Origin of the sequence: Arenibacter aquaticus (assembly GCF_003957295.1) — a bacterium.
Lineage (GTDB): Bacteria > Bacteroidota > Bacteroidia > Flavobacteriales > Flavobacteriaceae > Arenibacter > Arenibacter aquaticus.
In genome coordinates, this window is record NZ_RQPJ01000021.1 from 220,145 (window position 1) to 240,117 (window position 19,973).

At 41.5% G+C, this 19,973-nt stretch carries 15 protein-coding genes; 12 read left to right on the forward strand and 3 right to left on the reverse strand.

Annotated features, from left to right (window positions below; translation table 11 throughout):
- Positions 1-20 precede the first annotated feature (20 nt).
- Both EHW67_RS16850 and lpdA read left to right on the forward strand, forming a co-directional pair.
- Entirely contained in the window at positions 21-479 is a 459-nt protein-coding gene (locus EHW67_RS16850) for an Lrp/AsnC family transcriptional regulator (RefSeq protein ID WP_126163558.1), read from the forward strand.
- A 112-nt stretch (positions 480-591) separates the two neighbouring features.
- Positions 592-1,998 carry a dihydrolipoyl dehydrogenase gene (gene lpdA / locus EHW67_RS16855; protein WP_126163559.1) on the forward strand — a complete coding sequence of 469 codons (1,407 nt, stop codon included), beginning with the start codon at positions 592-594 and terminating at the stop codon, positions 1,996-1,998.
- Positions 1,999-2,105: 107 nt separating this feature from the next.
- On the opposite strand, the gene EHW67_RS16860 is transcribed toward lpdA, so the two are convergent.
- Positions 2,106-2,342 carry a CDGSH iron-sulfur domain-containing protein gene (locus EHW67_RS16860; RefSeq protein ID WP_126163560.1) on the reverse strand — a complete coding sequence of 79 codons (237 nt, stop codon included), beginning with the start codon at positions 2,340-2,342 and terminating at the stop codon, positions 2,106-2,108.
- A gap of 55 nt (positions 2,343-2,397) precedes the next feature.
- Positions 2,398-3,594, reverse strand: a complete 1,197-nt coding sequence (locus EHW67_RS16865; RefSeq protein WP_126163561.1) for a heparan-alpha-glucosaminide N-acetyltransferase domain-containing protein — start codon at positions 3,592-3,594, stop codon at positions 2,398-2,400.
- Between the two features lie 134 nt (positions 3,595-3,728).
- Here EHW67_RS16865 and EHW67_RS16870 point away from each other — a divergent pair, with 134 nt between their 5' ends.
- From EHW67_RS16870 to EHW67_RS16915, 10 genes are all read left to right on the forward strand, one after another.
- Entirely contained in the window at positions 3,729-4,259 is a 531-nt protein-coding gene (locus EHW67_RS16870; RefSeq protein ID WP_238389975.1) for an NADPH-dependent FMN reductase, read from the forward strand.
- 6 nt (positions 4,260-4,265) lie between these two features.
- Positions 4,266-5,564 (forward strand): aminodeoxychorismate synthase component I, encoded by a 1,299-nt coding sequence (gene pabB / locus EHW67_RS16875; protein ID WP_126163563.1) that lies wholly within the window; start codon positions 4,266-4,268, stop codon positions 5,562-5,564.
- An 89-nt stretch (positions 5,565-5,653) separates the two neighbouring features.
- Positions 5,654-6,493, forward strand: a complete 840-nt coding sequence (locus EHW67_RS16880) for an alpha/beta hydrolase (RefSeq protein ID WP_126163564.1) — start codon at positions 5,654-5,656, stop codon at positions 6,491-6,493.
- A 32-nt stretch (positions 6,494-6,525) separates the two neighbouring features.
- Positions 6,526-7,833, forward strand: a complete 1,308-nt coding sequence (gene tilS, locus EHW67_RS16885; protein WP_126163565.1) for a tRNA lysidine(34) synthetase TilS — start codon at positions 6,526-6,528, stop codon at positions 7,831-7,833.
- Positions 7,830-9,812 carry a protein-disulfide reductase DsbD family protein gene (locus EHW67_RS16890; protein WP_126163566.1) on the forward strand — a complete coding sequence of 661 codons (1,983 nt, stop codon included), beginning with the start codon at positions 7,830-7,832 and terminating at the stop codon, positions 9,810-9,812. The genes tilS and EHW67_RS16890 overlap by 4 nt, the downstream gene beginning before the upstream one ends.
- 166 nt (positions 9,813-9,978) lie before the next feature.
- Positions 9,979-11,799 (forward strand): CocE/NonD family hydrolase, encoded by a 1,821-nt coding sequence (locus tag EHW67_RS16895; protein ID WP_238390000.1) that lies wholly within the window; start codon positions 9,979-9,981, stop codon positions 11,797-11,799.
- Between the two features lie 161 nt (positions 11,800-11,960).
- Positions 11,961-14,357: a penicillin acylase family protein gene (locus EHW67_RS16900; RefSeq protein ID WP_126163568.1), complete on the forward strand. Its 2,397-nt coding sequence runs from the start codon at positions 11,961-11,963 to the stop codon at positions 14,355-14,357.
- A 212-nt stretch (positions 14,358-14,569) separates the two neighbouring features.
- Positions 14,570-16,105, forward strand: coding sequence for a YifB family Mg chelatase-like AAA ATPase (locus tag EHW67_RS16905; protein ID WP_126163569.1), 1,536 nt, complete (start codon positions 14,570-14,572; stop codon positions 16,103-16,105).
- A gap of 195 nt (positions 16,106-16,300) precedes the next feature.
- Positions 16,301-16,540: a ribbon-helix-helix domain-containing protein gene (locus tag EHW67_RS16910; RefSeq protein ID WP_126163570.1), complete on the forward strand. Its 240-nt coding sequence runs from the start codon at positions 16,301-16,303 to the stop codon at positions 16,538-16,540.
- Positions 16,533-16,820: a type II toxin-antitoxin system RelE/ParE family toxin gene (locus tag EHW67_RS16915; RefSeq protein ID WP_126163571.1), complete on the forward strand. Its 288-nt coding sequence runs from the start codon at positions 16,533-16,535 to the stop codon at positions 16,818-16,820. The genes EHW67_RS16910 and EHW67_RS16915 overlap by 8 nt, the downstream gene beginning before the upstream one ends.
- A 114-nt stretch (positions 16,821-16,934) precedes the next feature.
- On the opposite strand, the gene EHW67_RS16920 is transcribed toward EHW67_RS16915, so the two are convergent.
- The gene (locus EHW67_RS16920) at positions 16,935-19,970 is read right to left on the reverse strand and encodes an AAA family ATPase (RefSeq protein ID WP_126163572.1); all 3,036 of its coding nucleotides are present in this window, start codon (positions 19,968-19,970) and stop codon (positions 16,935-16,937) included.
- Positions 19,971-19,973 lie beyond the last annotated feature (3 nt).

Consider the following 19,973-nt stretch of genomic DNA (forward strand, 5'->3'; position numbering starts at 1 on the left):
TGCCAAAGAAAATATATCACATGAAATTTGATGAAATAGATACTAAATTGTTGGCCCTATTACAAAAGGACAGTAAGAAGACAACCAAGGAATATGCCCTTCAGCTCAATCTTTCGGTTACGGCAGTGTATGAACGTATTAAAAGGTTAGAGAAATTAGGGGTGATTACCAATTATGTGGCTTTGATAGATAAAAAGAAGGTGAATAAATCTTTTGTTGTCCTGTGTCACGTGCGGTTGGTGCAGCACAATAAGGAATTTGTATTGCAATTTGAACGGGAGGTGCTTAAGTTAAAGGAAGTGGTGGAATGTTATCATACCAGTGGGGATTATGATTATATACTAAAGGTATGTGTGAGCGATATGGATGATTATCGCGAGTTTATGATTACCAAGTTAACGGCCATAAACCATATTGGCAGTACTCAGAGTTCCTTTGTTATCAATGAGGTAAAGTGTACTACGGAAATCAGTATTTAACAAAGTTGGAAAAAAACATCAATATCCTAAAAATCTGAATGTTGCCCAACAGCAAAACATTCGTATTTTTGTGACTACAATTAAAAATTAATCTTTTCAATATAGATATAATATGACCCAATATGATGTAGCCATTATAGGCTCAGGTCCTGGCGGATATGTTGCGGCAATCCGTTGCGCCCAATTAGGAATGAAAACGGCGATAATAGAAAAATATTCAACCTTGGGCGGTACCTGCCTTAATGTGGGCTGTATTCCCTCCAAGGCTTTATTGGATTCATCCCATCATTATGAGGATGCCATTAAGCATTTTGATACCCATGGAATCGAGATACCGGGGGATGTTAAGGTGAATCTAAAAAAAATGATTTCTAGAAAACAGTCTGTTGTAGATCAGACCTGTGCAGGTGTTAAGTTTTTGATGGACAAAAACAAGATAGAGGTCTACGAAGGGATTGGTAGCTTCAAGGATGCTACACATATAGATATTAAGAAGAACGATGGCAAGACCGAGACTATAGAGGCCAAAAACATAATTATTGCTACGGGCTCCAAACCATCTACCTTGCCATTTATTAAATTGGACAAGAAACGTATTATAACCTCTACAGAGGCCTTGGAACTAAAAGAAGTTCCCAAACACCTTATTGTTATTGGAGGTGGAGTAATTGGATTGGAACTTGGACAGGTGTATAAGCGCCTGGGGGCCGAAGTGACGGTTGTAGAATTCATGGACCGAATTGTTCCTGGGATGGATAAAGCCCTTTCCAAAGAGCTTACCAAGGTGATGAAAAAACAAAAGGTAAAATTTAACCTTTCGCACAAGGTTACCTCGGTAGAGAATAAAGGAGACGAAGTAGTTGTAAAGGCAGAGGATAAGAAAGGGCAAGAGGTTACTTTTACTGGTGATTATTGTTTGGTTTCCGTTGGGAGGCGCCCCTTTACGGATGGTTTAAATATTGAAGCTGCAGGGGTTGAGATGGAAAAGAACGGTACTATTGCCGTTAATGAGCACTTGCAGACCAATATTCCTAATATTTATGCTATTGGTGATGTAGTAAGGGGGGCTATGCTGGCACACAAGGCCGAGGAGGAAGGAACCTTCGTGGCTGAAATATTGGCCGGACAAAAGCCTCATATAGATTACAATTTAATTCCAGGAGTTGTCTATACCTGGCCAGAGGTGGCCGCAGTGGGCAAGACCGAGGAAGAATTAAAGGAAGCCGGTGTGGCATACAAGGTGGGACAGTTTCCAATGCGTGCCTTGGGAAGAGCTAGAGCAAGTATGGACTTGGACGGGTTTGTAAAAATATTGGCTGATAAGGAAACTGATGAAGTATTGGGCGTCCATATGATTGGAGCCAGAGTAGCCGATCTAATTGCCGAAGCGGTAACCGCTATGGAATTTAGGGCTTCGGCAGAGGATATTTCCAGGATGAGCCATGCCCACCCTACTTTTGCGGAGGCCGTAAAGGAGGCAGCACTGGCAGCCACCGATAATAGGGCCCTGCATGTTTAGATAAAACTGGGTTTAAAAAAACCAAAGCCCCGTTAGGATTTGCCTAACGGGGCTTTTTTTTGTGACGGTAATTTCTTATGACTTAATTCTAACAAAATAAACTGCCTTTACATTTTGTGGCTGCCATCGCAAAAGGGCGGATTCTTTGTTAATTTGCAGGTGCACAAATATGCCTTTCTACTCTCCTCCGCAACAAAGGTGATGGGTGGGGAAGCCTTTTTGGCCCTATGACTGCCATCACATAGCGGTTGATTACTACTGTGACTACAGCTGCACCATGAATATTTTTTATCTTTTTCCAACTCCACTGCAATGGGAGTGAATTTTTTATTGGTAGTACCCATATTTTATAATTTTGAACGAAAATAATAGAATTCCCAAAGATAAAAACAGGGGATACTAATTCTTTACCATTCTAAATAAGCGCATCAGGCCAAACTTGGTTTTGAGGATTAACGATTTTAGTATGGGCTGCCCTTCCTGGTTTAGCCAAATTTCAACTTTCATTTGACCTACTTTTAAGGCCTTGTACAGTTGCTGATTTAAAAGGGCCTTGTTTTCCTCATATCTTAAAGCCAGTACAGTGGTGATCAGTATAAATACAAAAGCTCCTGCAATGGCCATAGTTGGTGAAAGGCTGTGGTTGAGGAAGTAATAAAGCCCCAAGCCTGTAAAGCTTCCGTATAAAATAATATAGTGTATTACATAGATAGACAAGGTGCTCCGCCCAATTCTCAGGATGGTCCTGTTGTTCATAAAACGCCTAAATAACATAAATAAGGCAAAAACCAAGAAGACATCACCTAAGCGAATAAATAGGTAATTGTTAAAATAAATTTTAGAGAATATCAGCATACCGCTAACCTCATAGAGCTTTAAAAAAAAGGTAGAAGAATAGGTCAAAAGCGCAAATCCCAGAATGCTTAGGCTGCCAATCGCAATAGGGTAGAGGTAGGTGCTATTTTTGAATCTACTAAACAAAACCGACAAAAAGGCACCAATACTGGCATATCCAAACCAGGGAATAATGGTGAAAACAGATCCATTTGTCTTTGTAAGGTAATTTGCCAAAAGCTCGGGCAGGTAATAATGTGTATATTGTTTGTATTGGGGTTCCATTACAAAAAGGACCAATGTACTGACCAATAAAATGCCAGGGAACAGCAGCTTGTTTCTTTTTATGGTAATCAAATAAATGCCTATTATGCCCAAAATAGAAAGCCCAATACAGTGCAGTACATCCACAAGGTAAAAGGAATCGTATAGCTGTCCATTAAGGAGACCAAAAAAGTTGGTGCGCAGCAGGTATCCAATTGCTAAAAGCTGCAGTCCCCTTTTAAGCCCTTTTTTTACCCTCGGATTGTTCAGTCCCACTTGGTCGCCCTTAATAAGCAGGTAGGTAAAAATAAAACCGGATACCGTGAAGAAAACTGGTGCAGTAACCCCTCTGAAATATTTCCAAATGGAATAGAAGGTGTTGGAATTGTCCCTAAAGGAGTTGTCTAGCAGGCCGTCTATAAAATGCCCTTGGAGCATCATTAGAATGGCCCATGCCCTAATGGCGTCAATAAAATAAAGTCGAAGGTTGTTGTTCATTTTATTTTTATGTAGACCTATATACTTGATAAACAGCTTCTTTGGATCTTGTGAGTTGCAAAATTATGCAAAATACTCGCAATTCAATCTATTTTAAGGTATTTTCGTAGATGGAATCGATAAATAGAAATGCATTGAAGTTATTAGCCTTTGCTGGAAGTAATTCCAGTACCTCAATTAACTATAAATTAGTAAAGTACACTGCTACACTTATCTCTGAACATGAGGTGGAGTTGTTGGATATGACAGACTATAGTTTTCCGGTATTTAGCGAGGATTTGGAAAAGCAGGAAGGATACGGTCCGCTTTTGGTGAAATTAAAGGATAAGATTGTGCAAAGCGATGCATTGATTATTTCGGTGAATGAACACAATAGCAACCCCTCGGCCTATTTTAAGAATGTATTGGATTGGTTGTCGCGTGTAGACAGGAATTTCTTGGCAGACAAAAAGATATTGTTGATGTCCACCTCCGGAGGAAGAAGGGGGGCTATGGGCTCCTTGGAAGTGGTGAAAGCAGTGATACCACGATTTGGCGGAGAGACGGTCGCTACCTTCTCCCTGCCTTCATTTAACCATACCTTTGACGAACAGAAGGGCATTACGGATGCCGAGCATTCCGAAGCGCATAAAAAGGCCCTAAAATCTTTCTTATCTAAAATATAGTTATCCTTGCGAAAAAAGGTCTCTTTTACGGTCCAAAATATTCCTGATTTTAAAACAGCCCTATTAAATTGGTCCCAACAATTTTATGAGACAGTTTGGTTGGATAGTAATGGGCACCAGGGCAAGTATACAGCTTTCAATGGAATATTGGCGGTAGATGCCCTAACTTCAATAGTTACGGATACCGAGAATGCCTTTGAGGATTTAAAGACTTATCAAAATAATACCAAGGATTGGTTATTTGGTTATATGTCCTATGATTTAAAAAATGATATAGAGCAACTTTCCTCCTCCAACTATGATGGGTTAAGGTTTCCGGATCTTTATTTTTTTCAGCCCAAGAAGATTATCAGTATCAATGGGAATAGGGTCACTTTTCAATACCTGAATATGGTAGATGACGAAATTGAATCTGATTTTGAGGCCATTGGCAGCACTATGTTCTCAAGGTTGTCTGATGAGGAACATACTGAGGGCATTAAAATAAAACTTAGAATTTTTAAGGATGACTATTTTAAGCGTGTAAGCAAAATGTTACAGCATATCCATAGGGGCGATATCTACGAAGCAAATTTTTGTCAGGAATTCTATGCTGAAAACACTAAAATAGATGCTTTAAAGACCTTCAAGAAGCTTAATTCCATATCCAGGGCCCCTTTTTCGGCCTATATGAAGGTAAATGATAAGTACCTTATGTCCGCTTCGCCCGAGCGTTATATCAAAAAAAGTGGAAACAAAATAATATCACAGCCTATAAAGGGTACAGCCAAGAGATCCAAGGATAAACAGGAAGACCTTAGGTTACTACAAAATTTGGAAAAGGACCAAAAGGAACGGGCAGAGAATATTATGATCGTAGATCTGGTAAGAAATGACATGTCCAAGAGTGCGGAAAAGGGCAGTGTTAAGGTAGAGGAGCTTTGTAAGGTGTATTCTTTTGATCAGGTGCACCAAATGATCTCTACGGTGGTGGCCCAGGTATCCCATGACAAAAACCCGGTAGAGATTCTCAAGGAAACCTTTCCTATGGGAAGCATGACAGGGGCGCCAAAACTTTCCGCTATGCGTATAATAGAAGAGTTGGAAGCCTCAAAAAGGGGACTTTATTCGGGTACCGTTGGCTATTTTACCCCTGACGGTGATTTTGATTTCAACGTTGTTATTCGCAGTATCCTCTATAACCAATCTTCCCAGTACGTTTCTTTTTCGGTAGGGAGTGCCATCACTGCCAAGGCGTCTCCGGAAAAGGAATATGAAGAATGTTTGCTAAAGGCCAAGGCCATGAGGCAGGTATTGGAAAATTAACGCCCTATTGTTGTTTATAACCTAATTTCACATTATCTTATATTTTACACCCGATCAAAAATAGTGGGAATTGATGTTTTTAAAGAATTATGGAACTGATAGAGCACAAATTTCAATATAAAAACATTCCAATTTATGGTTGGCACGTTCAACCAAAGGAGGTAGCAGGTATTGCTGTACTGGTGCACGGTTTGGGAGAGCATTCCGAGCGCTACCTATCAGATGTTGTTCCCCGTTTATTAGATTGCAATTTGGTGGTCTTTTCCTATGACAATTTTGGGCATGGAAAATCTGGGGGTAAAAGAGGTCATTGCCCTGATTACGATGCTTTATTACAATTGCTGGACAATATAATAGCGAAGGCCAGGATGCATTTTCCCAATAATCCCGTATTTCTCTATGGGCACAGTCTGGGTGGTAATTTGGTGCTGAATTACGCTTTGAGGTTTAGGTCCGATCTAGCAGGGATTATAGCTACAAGTCCATACCTAAGGCTAGCCTTTGAGCCCCCAAAATGGAAAATGATAATTGGTAGGGCCTTGTTGAGGTTTTGGCCCAGTTTTACCATGTCCTCCGGTCTGGACCCAGAGGATCTTTCCCGTATAGCGACAGAAGTGATCAAGTATAAACAAGATCCTTTGGTGCATGATAAGGTGAGTCCCATGTTTACTTTTCCTATCCAAGAGGCTGGGGATTGGGCCATTGACAATGCCCATAAACTTAGGACCCATGTACTGCTGATACACGGGACCGGGGATAATGTCATAGATTATAGGGGAACAGAACGTTTTTATAAAAACTCCAAAAGGGCGGAGTTGCGGTTGATAGAAGGTGGCTATCACGAGTTGCATAAGGATGTAGGTTGTAATGATACCTTGAACATGATTGGTGTTTGGATAAATATGCAAATGGAAAGCGTTGCCGTTTAGCTGCTATCATTTTTCTTCCGTAATTTAGCGCCGTGCTAAACCAATTTAAAACACACATAGAAAAGTTTTTCCCCCATCTACAGGAAGGTAAATTTATATTGGCCTGTAGCGGAGGGGTAGACAGTGTGGTCTTGGCCCATTTATGTGCTAGTTGTAAAATGGACTTTTCCATAGCCCATTGTAATTTTAATTTAAGGGGAGAGGAAAGTGACAAGGACGAAGAGTTGGTCCGGGGACTGGCCAAACACTTGGATAGGGATTTCTATGTAACCCATTTTGACACCATTGGATATATTGCCCGGCACAAGACCAATGTACAGCTGGCCGCTAGGGAACTGCGTTACACTTGGTTCTCCAAAATAATGAAGGATAATGACATAAAAACATTGGTAACGGCACACCACGCCAATGACAGTTTGGAGACTTTCCTTATTAATTTGTCCAGGGGTACGGGAATAGAGGGGCTTAGCGGTATACCTTCCCATACCCACAACTTGTCCAGACCCCTATTGCAATTTTCCAGGGCCGATATCCTCAGCTATGCCCAAGAGAACGGTTTGGATTGGAGAGAGGATGCCAGTAATGAAAACACAAAATACCTCAGGAATAATATCCGTCATAATATTGTTCCAAAATTAATGGAGTTACACCCTAATTTTTTGGATAATTTTCTAAAAACACAAGAGTATCTTGGTCAAACCCAGCAACTATCACTATACCATATCAACCAAATAAGGGATAATATTTTCATAAAAGAGGATGGAGTGGAAAAGGTAGGGGTGGCTACTTTATTGGCCCTCAGCCCTACCAAGGCTTATTTGTATTATTTCTTTAAGGATTATGGCTTTACCCAATGGGAGGACATATATGGTCTACTTACCACGATTAGTGGAAAGGAAGTGCATTCTGCTACCCATAGGTTGCTAAAGAACAGGGAGTTTTTAATGCTCAAGCCCAAGGAGAAAAAAGATGTGGTGGAATACAGTATCCATGAAGGACAAAATAATTTGGGACACCCAATTAAATTGGAATTAATGGAGGTAGATGCTTTGGGGGAAACTTCCCAAAATATATTATATGTGGATAAAGAAACGTTAAAATACCCCCTAATCGTCAGGAAATGTAAAAAAGGCGACTATTTTTATCCACTTGGTATGAAGGGTAGGAAAAAGGTATCTAAATTTTTTAAGGATCAAAAAATGGATATTTTTTCAAAAGAAAACCAATGGCTGCTCTGCTCTGCCAACGATATTGTTTGGATTATAGGAAAAAGGGCGGATGATCGATTTAAGATCACCCCCAAAACAAAAAATATTATAAAGATTAGTTTGCTGCAATGAAAAATATATTTGGAGTATTGTTATTGGTATTCAGTTTTGTGACGGGGTATTCCCAGTCCGATGATAACCCTGCAGTGTGGACCTATGAGGTACAAAAAGATTCTGATGCAGAATACACCCTCAAGATTAAGGCCGATATTCATGAAGGCTGGCATATCTATTCCCAATTCACCGATGAAAACGGCTCCTTGCCCAGTGAATTTACCTTTGAAAAGGCGGGTGAGGATTATGAATTGGTTGGGACTACCTCTGAAAGTGCCACGCTTACCGAATATTCGGAAATCTTTGAGGTAAATGAAACCTTTTTTAAAGATAGGGCGGTATTTACCCAAAAGATAAAACTTTTAAATCCGGAAGTTACCCAGGTATCCATTGGGTTGTTTTATCAGATCTGTAAAGAGGTGTGTATTCCAAAGGACGAAGTATTCCATATATCCCTTACTGGGGAAAAGGCTGTTGTGATAGAGGAGACTGTAGATGAGCGAAGTGCACAAATGAGTGCCGATATGGTACTCAATTTAAAGAACAAAGACCAGCTAGCTCAGGCAAGGGAGGGTGTGATGGAGGAAAAATCTGGCTTGTGGACCATTTTTGTATTAGGGTTTTTGGGCGGCCTAATAGCCTTACTGACCCCCTGTGTGTTTCCGATGATACCATTGACCGTATCATTTTTCACTAAACAAGGAGGAAATAAGTCCAAGGGAATAGCAAATGCCCTCTTGTACGGATTTTTTATAGTGGTGATCTATTTCTTGTTAAGTCTTCCTTTTCATTTATTCGATTCCGTAGATTCCCAAATATTGAATACGATAGCCACCAATGTGTGGTTAAACCTTTTTTTCTTTATCATATTTATATTCTTTGCCTTTTCCTTTTTTGGATATTACGAGCTCACTTTGCCAAGTTCATGGGCCAATAAGATGGACTCTGCATCCTCCAAGGTAGGTGGGGCTTTTGGTATCTTTTTTATGGCCGTTACCTTGGCCATTGTGTCCTTTTCCTGTACGGGGCCTATTTTAGGGGGATTGTTGGGCAGTACTGCATTATCTGACGGGGATGTAGCCACTAACTTGTCGGCCGGTATGATCGGTTTTGGTGTGGCCCTAGCCTTGCCTTTTGGATTGTTTGCACTGTTCCCGGCCTGGTTGAATTCGCTTCCCAAAAGCGGTGGATGGATGACCACGGTTAAGGTAACCCTTGGTTTTTTGGAATTGGTTTTGGCCTTTAAATTTTTGTCCAATGCGGACTTGGTTGGCAATTGGGGTTTGTTTAAGCGGGAGCTGTTCTTAGGGGTGTGGATACTGCTATTTGTTCTGCTGACCCTATATTTGTTCGGAATATTTAGATTCCCACATGACGGACCTAAAAAACCGCTATCCAAGGGTAGGAAAATAGTAGGTTTGGCCAGTGCAGGCTTTGCCATTTACCTAATCCTTGGGTTGTCCAATGTTACCAATTTAAAATTATTGAGCGGTTTTCCCCCACCTGATTTTTACAGCCTGGTGGAAACCGAAAGCGATTGCCCGTTGGGCATAGACTGTTTTAAGGATTTTGACAAAGGCTTGGCATATGCCAAGGAAGTTAATAAACCTATATTGTTGGACTTTACGGGTTGGGCCTGTGTCAATTGTCGAAAAATGGAAGAAACCGTTTGGAGCGAACCGGATATATATCCAATTCTAAAGGATGAATATGTACTTATTTCACTGTATATAGATGATAGAAAGGAGCTTCCCGAAGCCCAGCAGTTTAGTTTTAAGTATGAGTCTGGCCGAGTGAAGGAAATAAAGACTGTGGGCGAAAAATGGGGTACCTTCCAAACTTTGAACTTTAATGCGGCTTCCCAGCCTTATTATGTGCTCTTATCGCCAGAGTTGGAAGTGTTGAACACAGCAGTGCAGTATACGGACAGGGACACCTATAAGGAATGGTTGCAAAAAGGAGTCAGTAATTTTAAACAATTGGGGCAACTTAAATAATCATCTGGGCGCTACCTACATTTGGTAGTTGCAGGGAATAGTGGTGGAGAAATAACCCTACCCAATTTATGTTCCCCATATGTAAGAAACAAAAAACAACAGCTACATGAACAGAATCTTAATTTTTGCTATCGCTCTAATTATTACTTCCTGCGGGCGTATAGGTATGAACCTGCCATCCAATAGGACCAATACGTCCGAGGTGGAAACCTACAATCCCAAGGACCATTATAACAAGATGGAGGTGAGCATACCCATGAGGGATGGTATAGCATTGCACACTACCATATATTCGCCAAAGGATACTTCCAAAGAGTATCCCATTCTTATGTCTAGAACCCCCTATAGTTGTAGGCCCTATGGCAGCAATGAATACAAAGCTAAGATTTCCCCCAATAAGAGGATGATGAAGGAGGGCAATATAGTGGTATACCAAGATGTACGCGGTAGGTGGAACAGTGAAGGCGTATATGACAATATGAGGCCTTATATACCCAATAAACAAGAAGGAGAGATAGATGAGGCTTCTGATACCTATGATACTATAGAATGGTTGATAAACAATGTTAAAAACCATAATGGAAAGGTGGGGGTCTGGGGTATTTCCTATCCAGGTTTTTATTCTACCTATTCATTATTGGACGCCCATCCTGCTTTGAAAGCCGTTTCTCCACAAGCCCCGATAGGCGACTTCTTTTTTGATGATTTTCACCATAACGGAGCCTATTTATTGAGTTATTGGAGGGCCACCGCCGTTTTTGGATATATGAAAGACCAACCCACAAAGGAAGCATGGTATAGTTTTCCGGAATTGGGAACCAAAGACCAGTACCAATTCTTTTTGGATGCAGGTCCGCTATCCAATTTAGACCAGTATTATGGGGCAGACAATGTTTTTTGGCAACAACTCAAGGATCATCCCAATTATGATGAATTTTGGCAGAAAAGGGGCATTATACAACATTTGGAAGACATTAAGCCCGCAGTAATGACAGTAGGGGGGTGGTTTGATGCCGAAGACCTCTATGGTCCGTTAAATACCTATTCGCACATTGAAGAAAACAGCAATAATTATAATACACTGGTGATGGGGCCATGGAGCCATGGAGATTGGTCCAAAGACAGCAAACGGCAGGCCATAGGCAATGTTTATTTTGGCGACGATATCTCCAAGTTTTATCAGGAAAATATAGAGACCAGATTTTTTAACCACTTTTTAAAAGGGGAGGGGGAAAGCAGTGGGTTGCCCGAAGCATATGTTTTTGATACCGGCAAAAAGGAGTGGGCAACCTTTGATTCCTGGCCACCAAAGAACACGGTTAAGGAAACCTATTCCCTGCAGCGTGGTCAGCGTTTGGGGAAAATGGCCACTAGGGAATATTCTTTTCAGGAATTTATCAGCGACCCCAAAAAGCCGGTTCCTTATTCAGAAGACATTAAAATGGTCTTTACCCCCAGAAAATATATGACAGATGACCAACGCTTTGCTGCCAGAAGGCCAGATGTGTTGGTTTTTGAAACCGAACCTTTGAAGGAGCCACTGAGCTTGGCAGGGGATATTATGGCAAAATTAACCGTAGCAACAACCGGTACGGATGCCGATTGGGTTGTTAAGGTGATAGATGTATACCCGCCAGACCATAAGGACTACGAGGAAACCCAGGCCTATTTAAAAATGGGGAACTATCATCAAATGGTCCGTAGCGAAGTGCTTAGAGGAAGGTTTAGAAATGACTTTTCCCAACCAGAACCCTTTGTGCCCAATAAGGAAACCAAGGTCAATATAAAGCTACAGGATGTCTTCCATACCTTTAAAAAGGGACATAAACTGCAGGTACAGGTACAAAGTACCATGTTCCCGTATATAGATATTAATCCCCAAACCTATGTAGAGAATATATTTAAAGCCAAAGAAGAGGACTTTAAAAAACAAACACACCGCGTTTACAACACTTCATCAATAGAATTTACCGTATTGAAGGACTGAGCGTATACCTTATAAACCACTTTGCTAAAACATCAAAGTACCCACATGGGTACTTTTTTTATTTCTTTAATTACTATACCTTTAGTCAAGTGATTCATTTTTATTTGGACTATAACCACCCTTGTTATTGCTGCTAAATAAATTATGGTAAACCTATAAGTGTGATAAATTTTAAGAAGGTTTTCTGGGTAGTATTGGGAATTGTAGCTGTCCTCTTTATTTGTATAGGGCTTTTTATCTATTCCCTTAGTCCCAACTATGATGGAAAGCGGGAATTACTAGGATTGGAGGAAAAAGTAGAAGTGTATTTTGATACCTATGGGGTGCCACATATTTACGCCGAAACGGAAGAAGATGCCTTTAGAAGTCTGGGCTATGTACACGCCCAGGACAGATTATGGCAAATGGAGTTGATGCGCAGAATAGGTAAGGGGCAGCTATCAGAAGTGTTTGGGAAAGAAATGGTGAAAACCGATAAGTTTTTTTTGGCCCTGGGAATAGATGATGCTTCGGTAGCAACGGTTGATTCCTTGGACAAAAATACTCCTGCGGTGAAACTTTCCCAGGCCTATTTGGACGGGATCAACCAATTTATACTAGACGGCCCTACACCAATAGAATTCTATTTAACCGGCCTGAAAAAAACCGAGTTTTTACTCAAGGATATATACAATATACTGGGGTATATGGCCTTTGATTTTGCTATGGCCCATAAAACGGATCCATTGCTCACCAATATTAAGGGTAAATTAGGCATGGAATACATAAAGGATTTACAAATAGAGGCCAATTCTGGGGCTGGCACTATTAAATCTTATAGGCCACTACCGCAGGATACCATAGGGAACCAATTGTCCAGTTTAATCTCTGAAGTATTAAAGAAGGTCCCGGCACCACAACTGGAAGGGAGCAACAGTTGGGTTATAGGCCCTCAAAAGACCAAGGGCGGTAAGGTTATTTTTGCCAATGATCCTCATATCGGCTTTGCACAGCCATCGGTTTGGTATGAGGCCCATATCAGTACGCCATCGTACAAAAAATACGGTTACCATTTGGCTGGTGTTCCCTTTCCCATATTTGGGCATGACAGGAAATTGGCCTACGGACTAACCATGTTCCAGAATGATGATGTGGACTTCTATTACGAGGAGGAAGACCCAGGGGATCCCAGCTCCTACAAGACTCCTTTAGGTTGGGAAAAGTATGAAACCGTAAATAGGACCATCCAGGTAAAAGGTGGGGAAGAGGTAGCTTTTGGTTTTAAGAAATCCAAACACGGCCCTTTAATGAACGGTATTGCAGATCAGCTGCCCCAATCTAGGCCTATAGCCATGTCTTGGATTTATACCAAGACACGGAATAGGTTGTTACATGCGCTGTATAACATGTGTCACGCCCAAAATCTTCTGGATTTTCAGGCTTCTCTGGCAGATATCCATGCGCCCGGGCTTAACGTTATGTACGGGGATGCCACGGGCAATATTGCCTGGTTTGCTACCGCAAAATTGTATCAAATGCCAGATAGTACCCATACCAAATTTATATTGGATGGTAGCAAAGGGAAGGATGAACCTATTCGTTATTTGGACTTTTCCGAAAACCCAAGGTCTGTTAATCCTCCGGACCACTATGTATATTCGGCCAATACTCAACCAGATTCCATTAATGGCAGTATATATCCTGGTTATTATTTACCGGACAATAGGGCCAAACGAATTAAATCACTTTTAGATCCAAAAGACGATTGGAGTCAAAAAGAGGTAGAACAAATGCTTTTGGATGTAACCTCAAAAGTAAATGCCAAGGTAGTGACCCAATTGGCAAAATGGATCGATGTTGCTCAGATGTCTTCGGGCCAAATTGCAGTAATGGATAAACTGAACAGCTGGGATGGGGATAATCAACTCAACCAGATAGAACCAACCATATATCACAGATGGATCTATTTCTTGCTAAAAAATACATTTGAGGACGAGTTGGGATCCGATTTGTTTGAGCAGATGTTGGATACCCACTTTCATAAACGGATTATTGGCCCAATGGCGGCAAAAGAGCATTCGCCCTGGTGGGATAATGTAAATACCAAGGACAGTGTAGAATCAAAGGAAGAAAGGGTGAACCTATCCTTTCAGATGGCTTACAAATCCTTGGAAGATAACTTTGGAGTAGATTACAACAAATGGACTTGGAGCAAAGTACATACCTTGGAACACCCACATCCTTTTGGGCAAATGAAAGCCTTACGCTCCCTTTTCAATGTAGGCCCCTTTCCCATTTCGGGAACCCGGGAGGTAATCAATAATATGTATTTTCCCTATGATGATTCCGGATTTAACCGAGTTTCCTCAGGTCCCTCAACAAGAAGGGTAATCAACTTTTCCCATATAGATAGCAGCAGTAGTATACTCCCCACTGGCCAATCTGGCAATCCTTTTAGTAAGCATTACAGGGATCAGGCGGAAATGTACAACAATGGGGAATTTAGAAAGATGTTGATGAACAAAGAGGAAATTCTTCGTACTCAGAAGTCGCTACTGCTCCTGGAATCTGCCAAGTGATACGGATAAAAGAACACAGCTAAGCCTAGAAACATATCCAATAGCCCTGAAATCGGATCATTTTTTAGTGAGGTGTTTCCGTCATTGTTGGTTCATAGACACACCTTCTTGGATAAAGTGCAGTGTTTTGACTCTAATTACCCATAAATTAGCATGTTAGCGGTGCTAAATATTTATTTTATTTGTTTACATTTAAGACAAATAACAAGTAAATGCTTACAAAAGTATATGGGAGTGCCGTTTTTGGAGTGGAAGCTACCACCATTATTGTGGAGGTAAATATCAATAAAGGTATAGGTTATCATTTGGTAGGTTTGCCAGACAACGCCATTAAGGAGAGCAATTACCGTATTGCGGCAGCCCTTCAAAACAATGGCTATAAAATTCCAGGTAAAAAAATTACCATTAATATGGCTCCGGCCGACCTACGCAAGGAGGGTTCTGCCTATGATCTTACCTTGGCCCTGGGAATTTTGGCGGCCTCCAGCCAAATTAAATCCGACGCCATAGAAAAGTATATTATTATGGGAGAACTCTCCCTAGACGGCAGTGTAAATCCTATAAAGGGAGCATTGCCCATAGCTATCAAAGCTCAGGAAGAAGGGTTTAAAGGTTTTATACTGCCCTTGGAAAATGCCAAAGAGGCGGCAATCGTAGACGATTTGGAGGTATATGGCATAGGAAATATTAAAGAGGTCATCGATTTCTTTGATAAGGGTATTCCTTTGAATCAGACCATTATAGATACCCGAAAGGAATTCTATAAAAGCCTGGATTTTCCGGAGTTCGATTTTTCGGATGTAAAAGGTCAGGAGAGCATAAAACGCTGTATGGAAATAGCCGCTGCAGGCGGACATAACATTATTTTGATAGGCCCTCCCGGCGCAGGAAAGACCATGTTGGCCAAGCGCCTTCCTTCTATTTTACCGCCTATGACACTTCATGAAGCCTTGGAGACTACTAAAATCCATTCTGTGGTGGGCAAGATCAAAAATATGGGGCTTATGAACCAAAGACCGTTTCGCAGTCCCCACCATACCATATCGGACGTCGCCCTCGTGGGAGGTGGCGCCTACCCACAGCCAGGAGAAATATCGCTGTCCCATAACGGAGTCTTGTTCCTGGATGAACTGCCCGAGTTTAAAAGAGGAGTATTGGAAGTGATGAGACAACCCTTGGAAGATAGGGAAGTAACCATATCCAGAGCGCGATTTACCGTGACCTATCCCAGCAGTTTTATGTTGGTGGCCAGTATGAATCCCAGTCCAGGAGGTTATTTTAACGACCCCGATGCTCCGGTGACCTCCTCACCGGCTGAGATGCAGCGGTATTTAAGTAAGATTTCCGGGCCTTTGCTAGATCGTATCGATATCCATATAGAAGTGACCCCGGTACCCTTTGAAAAGCTGTCCGAGGACAGGAAGGGGGAGAGTAGCGTGGAGATCAGGAAACGGGTCACGGCCGCCCGGGAAATACAGACCCAGCGTTTTGCGGAGTTGGAAAATGTGCATTATAATGCCCAAATGAATACCAAGCAGATCAGAAACTATTGTAGGATGGACGAGGCCTCCAAAGAACTGCTTAAAAACGCCATGGATCGCCTAAACCTATCGGCGCGGGCCTATGATAGGATTTTAAAAGTTGCTAGGACCATAGCCGATCTTGAAAACGCTACTAATGTTGGCGGTAGCCATATTGGCGAAGCCATCCAGTACCGGTCGCTAGATCGAGAGGGTTGGTTGGGGTAGGGATTCGAAAATAGTACTTTTGTTTATCCTGACAGATGTCAAGGGCACGAGCCTGCCTCGCCGTCAGGCAGGCGTGACGCCTATCTGCCGATTGGTAGACTCGCGCCAGCTGGGGAGGCAACAGTCCATGGATCCATATGAGAAATTTGCTATTGATTCGTTTTTGGTGTAAATTTACATCAAACATAGATAAAGATGGCACGACAAAGTATCTCGTTTACAGAGCCTAATGATGAGTGGTTAAAGGAGCAGGTAGACAATAAAGAATACGCAAGCAAAAGTGAACTTGTCAATGATTTGATTAGACAGGCGAGAAATCAGCAAATTCAAGTTGACTGGATCAGGGCTAAATTGGAAACTGCTGAAAATAGCGGTTTTACCGAAGAGGGTAAAGAACAAATTTTAAAGCTATCAAAGTCTAAGTTTAATGGCTAATTATAAGCTAAGCAATGAAGCCAAGGACGATTTAATTCGAATTCATCATTACGGTATCAAAAAATTTGGAATGTCCCAGGCCGACAAATACTTTGAATCGTTTTTTGGATATTTTGACATGATAGCCTTACAACCATTTTCATTTGAATCGGTTGATTATATCAAAAAAGGATATAGACGCTGTGTCTGTGGTTCTGATAGTATTTATTTTAGGATAACCGATGAGATGGTTGAAATAATGGCAATTGTAGGGAGCCAAAATTTAGAGGATATTCTCTAAACACCTGCCCAAACTGGCGCAATCCCGCCTTTGACGGCAATACAGGTGAAATCTTCGTCAACATGTCCCAAAGACGAAAAATGGTAGTATCCTTCAACCGGTAAAGCTTTATAATCACTGTACTACCTTTAAGGTTGAATACCCCAAACTGCCTTTCTCCAACTTAATCTGCGTTGTAATACGTTCTTTTAAGGCACTTACATGCGATATGACACCCACCGATTTGTCCCCTTCGTTTTGCATTTTCTCCAGAATGGTAATGGCCTGGTCAAGGGTTTCTGGGTCCAAGGTGCCAAAACCTTCATCTATAAACAGTGATTCTATCCTTACATTTTTGGCGGCAATATCCGATAACGCAAAGGCCATGGCCAAGCTTACCAAAAAGGTTTCCCCGCCCGACAGGGTGCGTACAGATCGGCGGACGTTGCCCATATAGTTATCATAGATCTTGAGCGTATCACTTTTTTCGGCCTCATTGGCCGTAGGGATATCCAATAGATAGCGATCGCTGAATTCCGATAAACGCCTGTTGGCATGCCCAATAAGCTGTTCCAAGGTAAGGTCTTGCACAAAGTTGGAGAATTTGTTGCCCGTGGCATCACCAATTAAAACGTTCATGGTTTTCCAAAGCGACAGGTCTTTCTTTAAGAGGTTAATTTGTTCCTGTACTTTCTGCTGGCGTAGCTTGGCCTTTTCATCATCCTCCAGACTTTGGGTGATTTTTCCAATTTGTACGGAAAGCGCATCCCAATTGGATTTGGCCTCGTTAAATAGGGTTGTTAAAGCTTCCAAGGAAAGTTCTTGGCTGTCCTTTGGAGTTAATTCCGATACTACTCTTTTTAAGGAGTTTTCTTTTTCAGACAGTCGTGTTTTAAGCTCTTTTAGTTCATTTTCGCGCTTTCTAATTTTACTGGCCCGTTCTTCTGAAATTATGGCAGAACGCAGCGCTTTGATACTTTCCAATTGTTCTTTTAAAACAATACTATTTAGGGCTTCCTCTTTTTTTGCCTTATTGCCCAAGTGTGCTTCCAGTTTTTTTGCGAGCTCTTTTAATTGCTCCTCAAGGGATGAAAGGCTGGTAAGGGACCGTGTTATGGAAGAAGATAGAACATTGACCCTTCCGTTGATGTCCGGTCCGTCATAAAGCGCAGTACGTTCTTTTTTAATGGAATTATAGGTTGTTAAGGCTAAATCCCACTGCTGTAAGCCTGTTTCCATATCCTTTAAAATGGTAGCTGCCTGAAATGCTTGTTTCGACCTTTCCATTTTTTGAATCCGACTGTTTAGATGAAGTCGACTTGCTGTTAGCGTTTCCAAATCATCCTTGTAATTCCATTGTAATTGGTTGGCTAGTTTGCCAAGTGATTCCAATTGCTCATCTTTCTCCTCTGTAAGGGTTTTAAGAGCGGTGTTAAGGTCGGTTATTTCCTTTATCTGGAATTTGTTTTTAGCCCTTAGGGAGGTAAGGTAGTCCGACTTGGTTTGGAGCGATTTCTTTTTTTCTTTCAGTAGTTCTTCCTTGCTGTCAAAAAAAGGTTCTTCCGTAGCATAGGGGTGATGTAAGGAACCACAGAGCGGACAAGGTTGCTCCGGGTCTAACTGCAAACGATATTCCGCCAAGTTTTGATGCTTTCGCTGTTGCACCAAGGTGTGTTCCAGTCCTTCCAACTCCTTTGTTCCTTCTGCTACTTCTTTTTCCAGAGATGCTATGGTGGCGTTATCTTTTTCCAATTGTTCTTTGGCCGCCTTTAGTTTATTGGTTTGGGTTTCAAGGGTCTTTTGTACCTTGGTAAATAGCTCTTTACTGGCCAGCAATTCTCCTGCTTTTTCATTTAAACCACGGTAATTCTCCAATTCCGTATTTAATTGTTGTAGTGAATTTGCACCGGAAGCTGCTATGGTTTCCTGAACGGTTTTGCCAAAAGATTCCAATTGGGGCTTAAATACTGCTGGATTATCTGCTAATGGCAGCTGATACCCCAACTGATTTACATTTCTTACGAAGGTATTGAGGGTAGTTTGATATTGAGAGGCTTCACTCTGTTTCTTTTTTTCTTCCGATTGAAGTTGGACAATTTTATTTCGGAAGGCTTCCAATTTCCCATTGGCGGAAGTAACATCTACCTTTTCCTTAAGTAGTGATGTAACGGCATCCAAATAGGATTTAAGTTGTAAGGCGGCTTCTGATTTAGATTTGTCAAGTTTCCCACTTTCTTCTTTAAGTTGGTTTATTTGAAGGCAAACAGTGTCGTATTCTACTAAGGTAGCAGCGTGTTTTGCCAGTTTATCGTGTAGTTCTAGCTCGGATTTAAAGGGGATAAAGATATTCCAATCTTTTTTTAGCTGAAGTTGTTGGGCCTGTAGTTCTTTTTGTTCCGCTTTCTTTTTCTGCAGCTCCTTTCTAATGTTTATTTTTTCCGCGGCAGTTTGATAGGCCTTTTCGGTTTTAGGCCTTGCCTGGTTCAATGATTTAAGCTCAGTTTTCTTTTCAGCTATTTGCTCAGAGGTTAGCAGTTCAATAGTTTCCATGCCTGCCTCTTTGAGGGCTATTTCCTTTTCTACCTGTTTGTAACGGAAATATACCGCCTTTCCTATTTCACGATAGGAGCGGGCCCCTGTAATGTCTTCCAACAACTTATTGCGTTCATTGCGAGGTGCTTGTAATAATTTACTGAATTCACCCTGCGACAGTACCATGGCTTTTACAAATTGTTCATAGCTTAGGCCAATGAGCTCCCTGTTTTTGTCCGGTGTCTTGGTTCCGGTTTCTAGGATCTGTTGGGTAGCCACTTCTACCAATTCCTGTTTACGGGCGTTTAAATTATTATTTCTATTGCGCTCTATAGACCAGTGGCTGCGATAAACCTTACCATTAACACGATATTCTACCTCTGCATAACAACTCTTCATGTTCCGGGTCATAATACCGCCATCATCCTCCAAAATAGTGTTGCTGACGGCCTTGTCTACCCTTGCAATCCTATTGTAAAGGGCTAGGGTAATAACATCCAATAAAGTTGACTTACCAGAGCCGGTAGGTCCGGTGATAGCAAATAGTCCGGCTTCGGCCAAGATACCTTCACCAAAATCTACTTGGTGCTCCCCTTTTAAGGAGTGGATATTTTCAAATCTAATTTTTAGAATTTTCATGGA

Bases quoted from the DNA above. Each gene is read 5' to 3' on its own strand.
- EHW67_RS16850 (WP_126163558.1), top strand. From the start codon at position 21: ATGAAATTTGATGAAATAGATACTAAATTGTTGGCCCTATTACAAAAG.
- lpdA (WP_126163559.1), top strand. From the start codon at position 592: ATGACCCAATATGATGTAGCCATTATAGGCTCAGGTCCTGGCGGATAT.
- EHW67_RS16860 (WP_126163560.1), bottom strand. From the start codon at position 2,342: ATGGGTACTACCAATAAAAAATTCACTCCCATTGCAGTGGAGTTGGAA.
- EHW67_RS16865 (WP_126163561.1), bottom strand. From the start codon at position 3,594: ATGAACAACAACCTTCGACTTTATTTTATTGACGCCATTAGGGCATGG.
- EHW67_RS16880 (WP_126163564.1), top strand. From the start codon at position 5,654: ATGGAACTGATAGAGCACAAATTTCAATATAAAAACATTCCAATTTAT.
- EHW67_RS16890 (WP_126163566.1), top strand. From the start codon at position 7,830: ATGAAAAATATATTTGGAGTATTGTTATTGGTATTCAGTTTTGTGACG.
- EHW67_RS16895 (WP_238390000.1), top strand. From the start codon at position 9,979: ATGAACCTGCCATCCAATAGGACCAATACGTCCGAGGTGGAAACCTAC.
- EHW67_RS16905 (WP_126163569.1), top strand. From the start codon at position 14,570: ATGCTTACAAAAGTATATGGGAGTGCCGTTTTTGGAGTGGAAGCTACC.
- EHW67_RS16910 (WP_126163570.1), top strand. From the start codon at position 16,301: ATGGCACGACAAAGTATCTCGTTTACAGAGCCTAATGATGAGTGGTTA.
- EHW67_RS16915 (WP_126163571.1), top strand. From the start codon at position 16,533: ATGGCTAATTATAAGCTAAGCAATGAAGCCAAGGACGATTTAATTCGA.
- EHW67_RS16920 (WP_126163572.1), bottom strand. From the start codon at position 19,970: ATGAAAATTCTAAAAATTAGATTTGAAAATATCCACTCCTTAAAAGGG.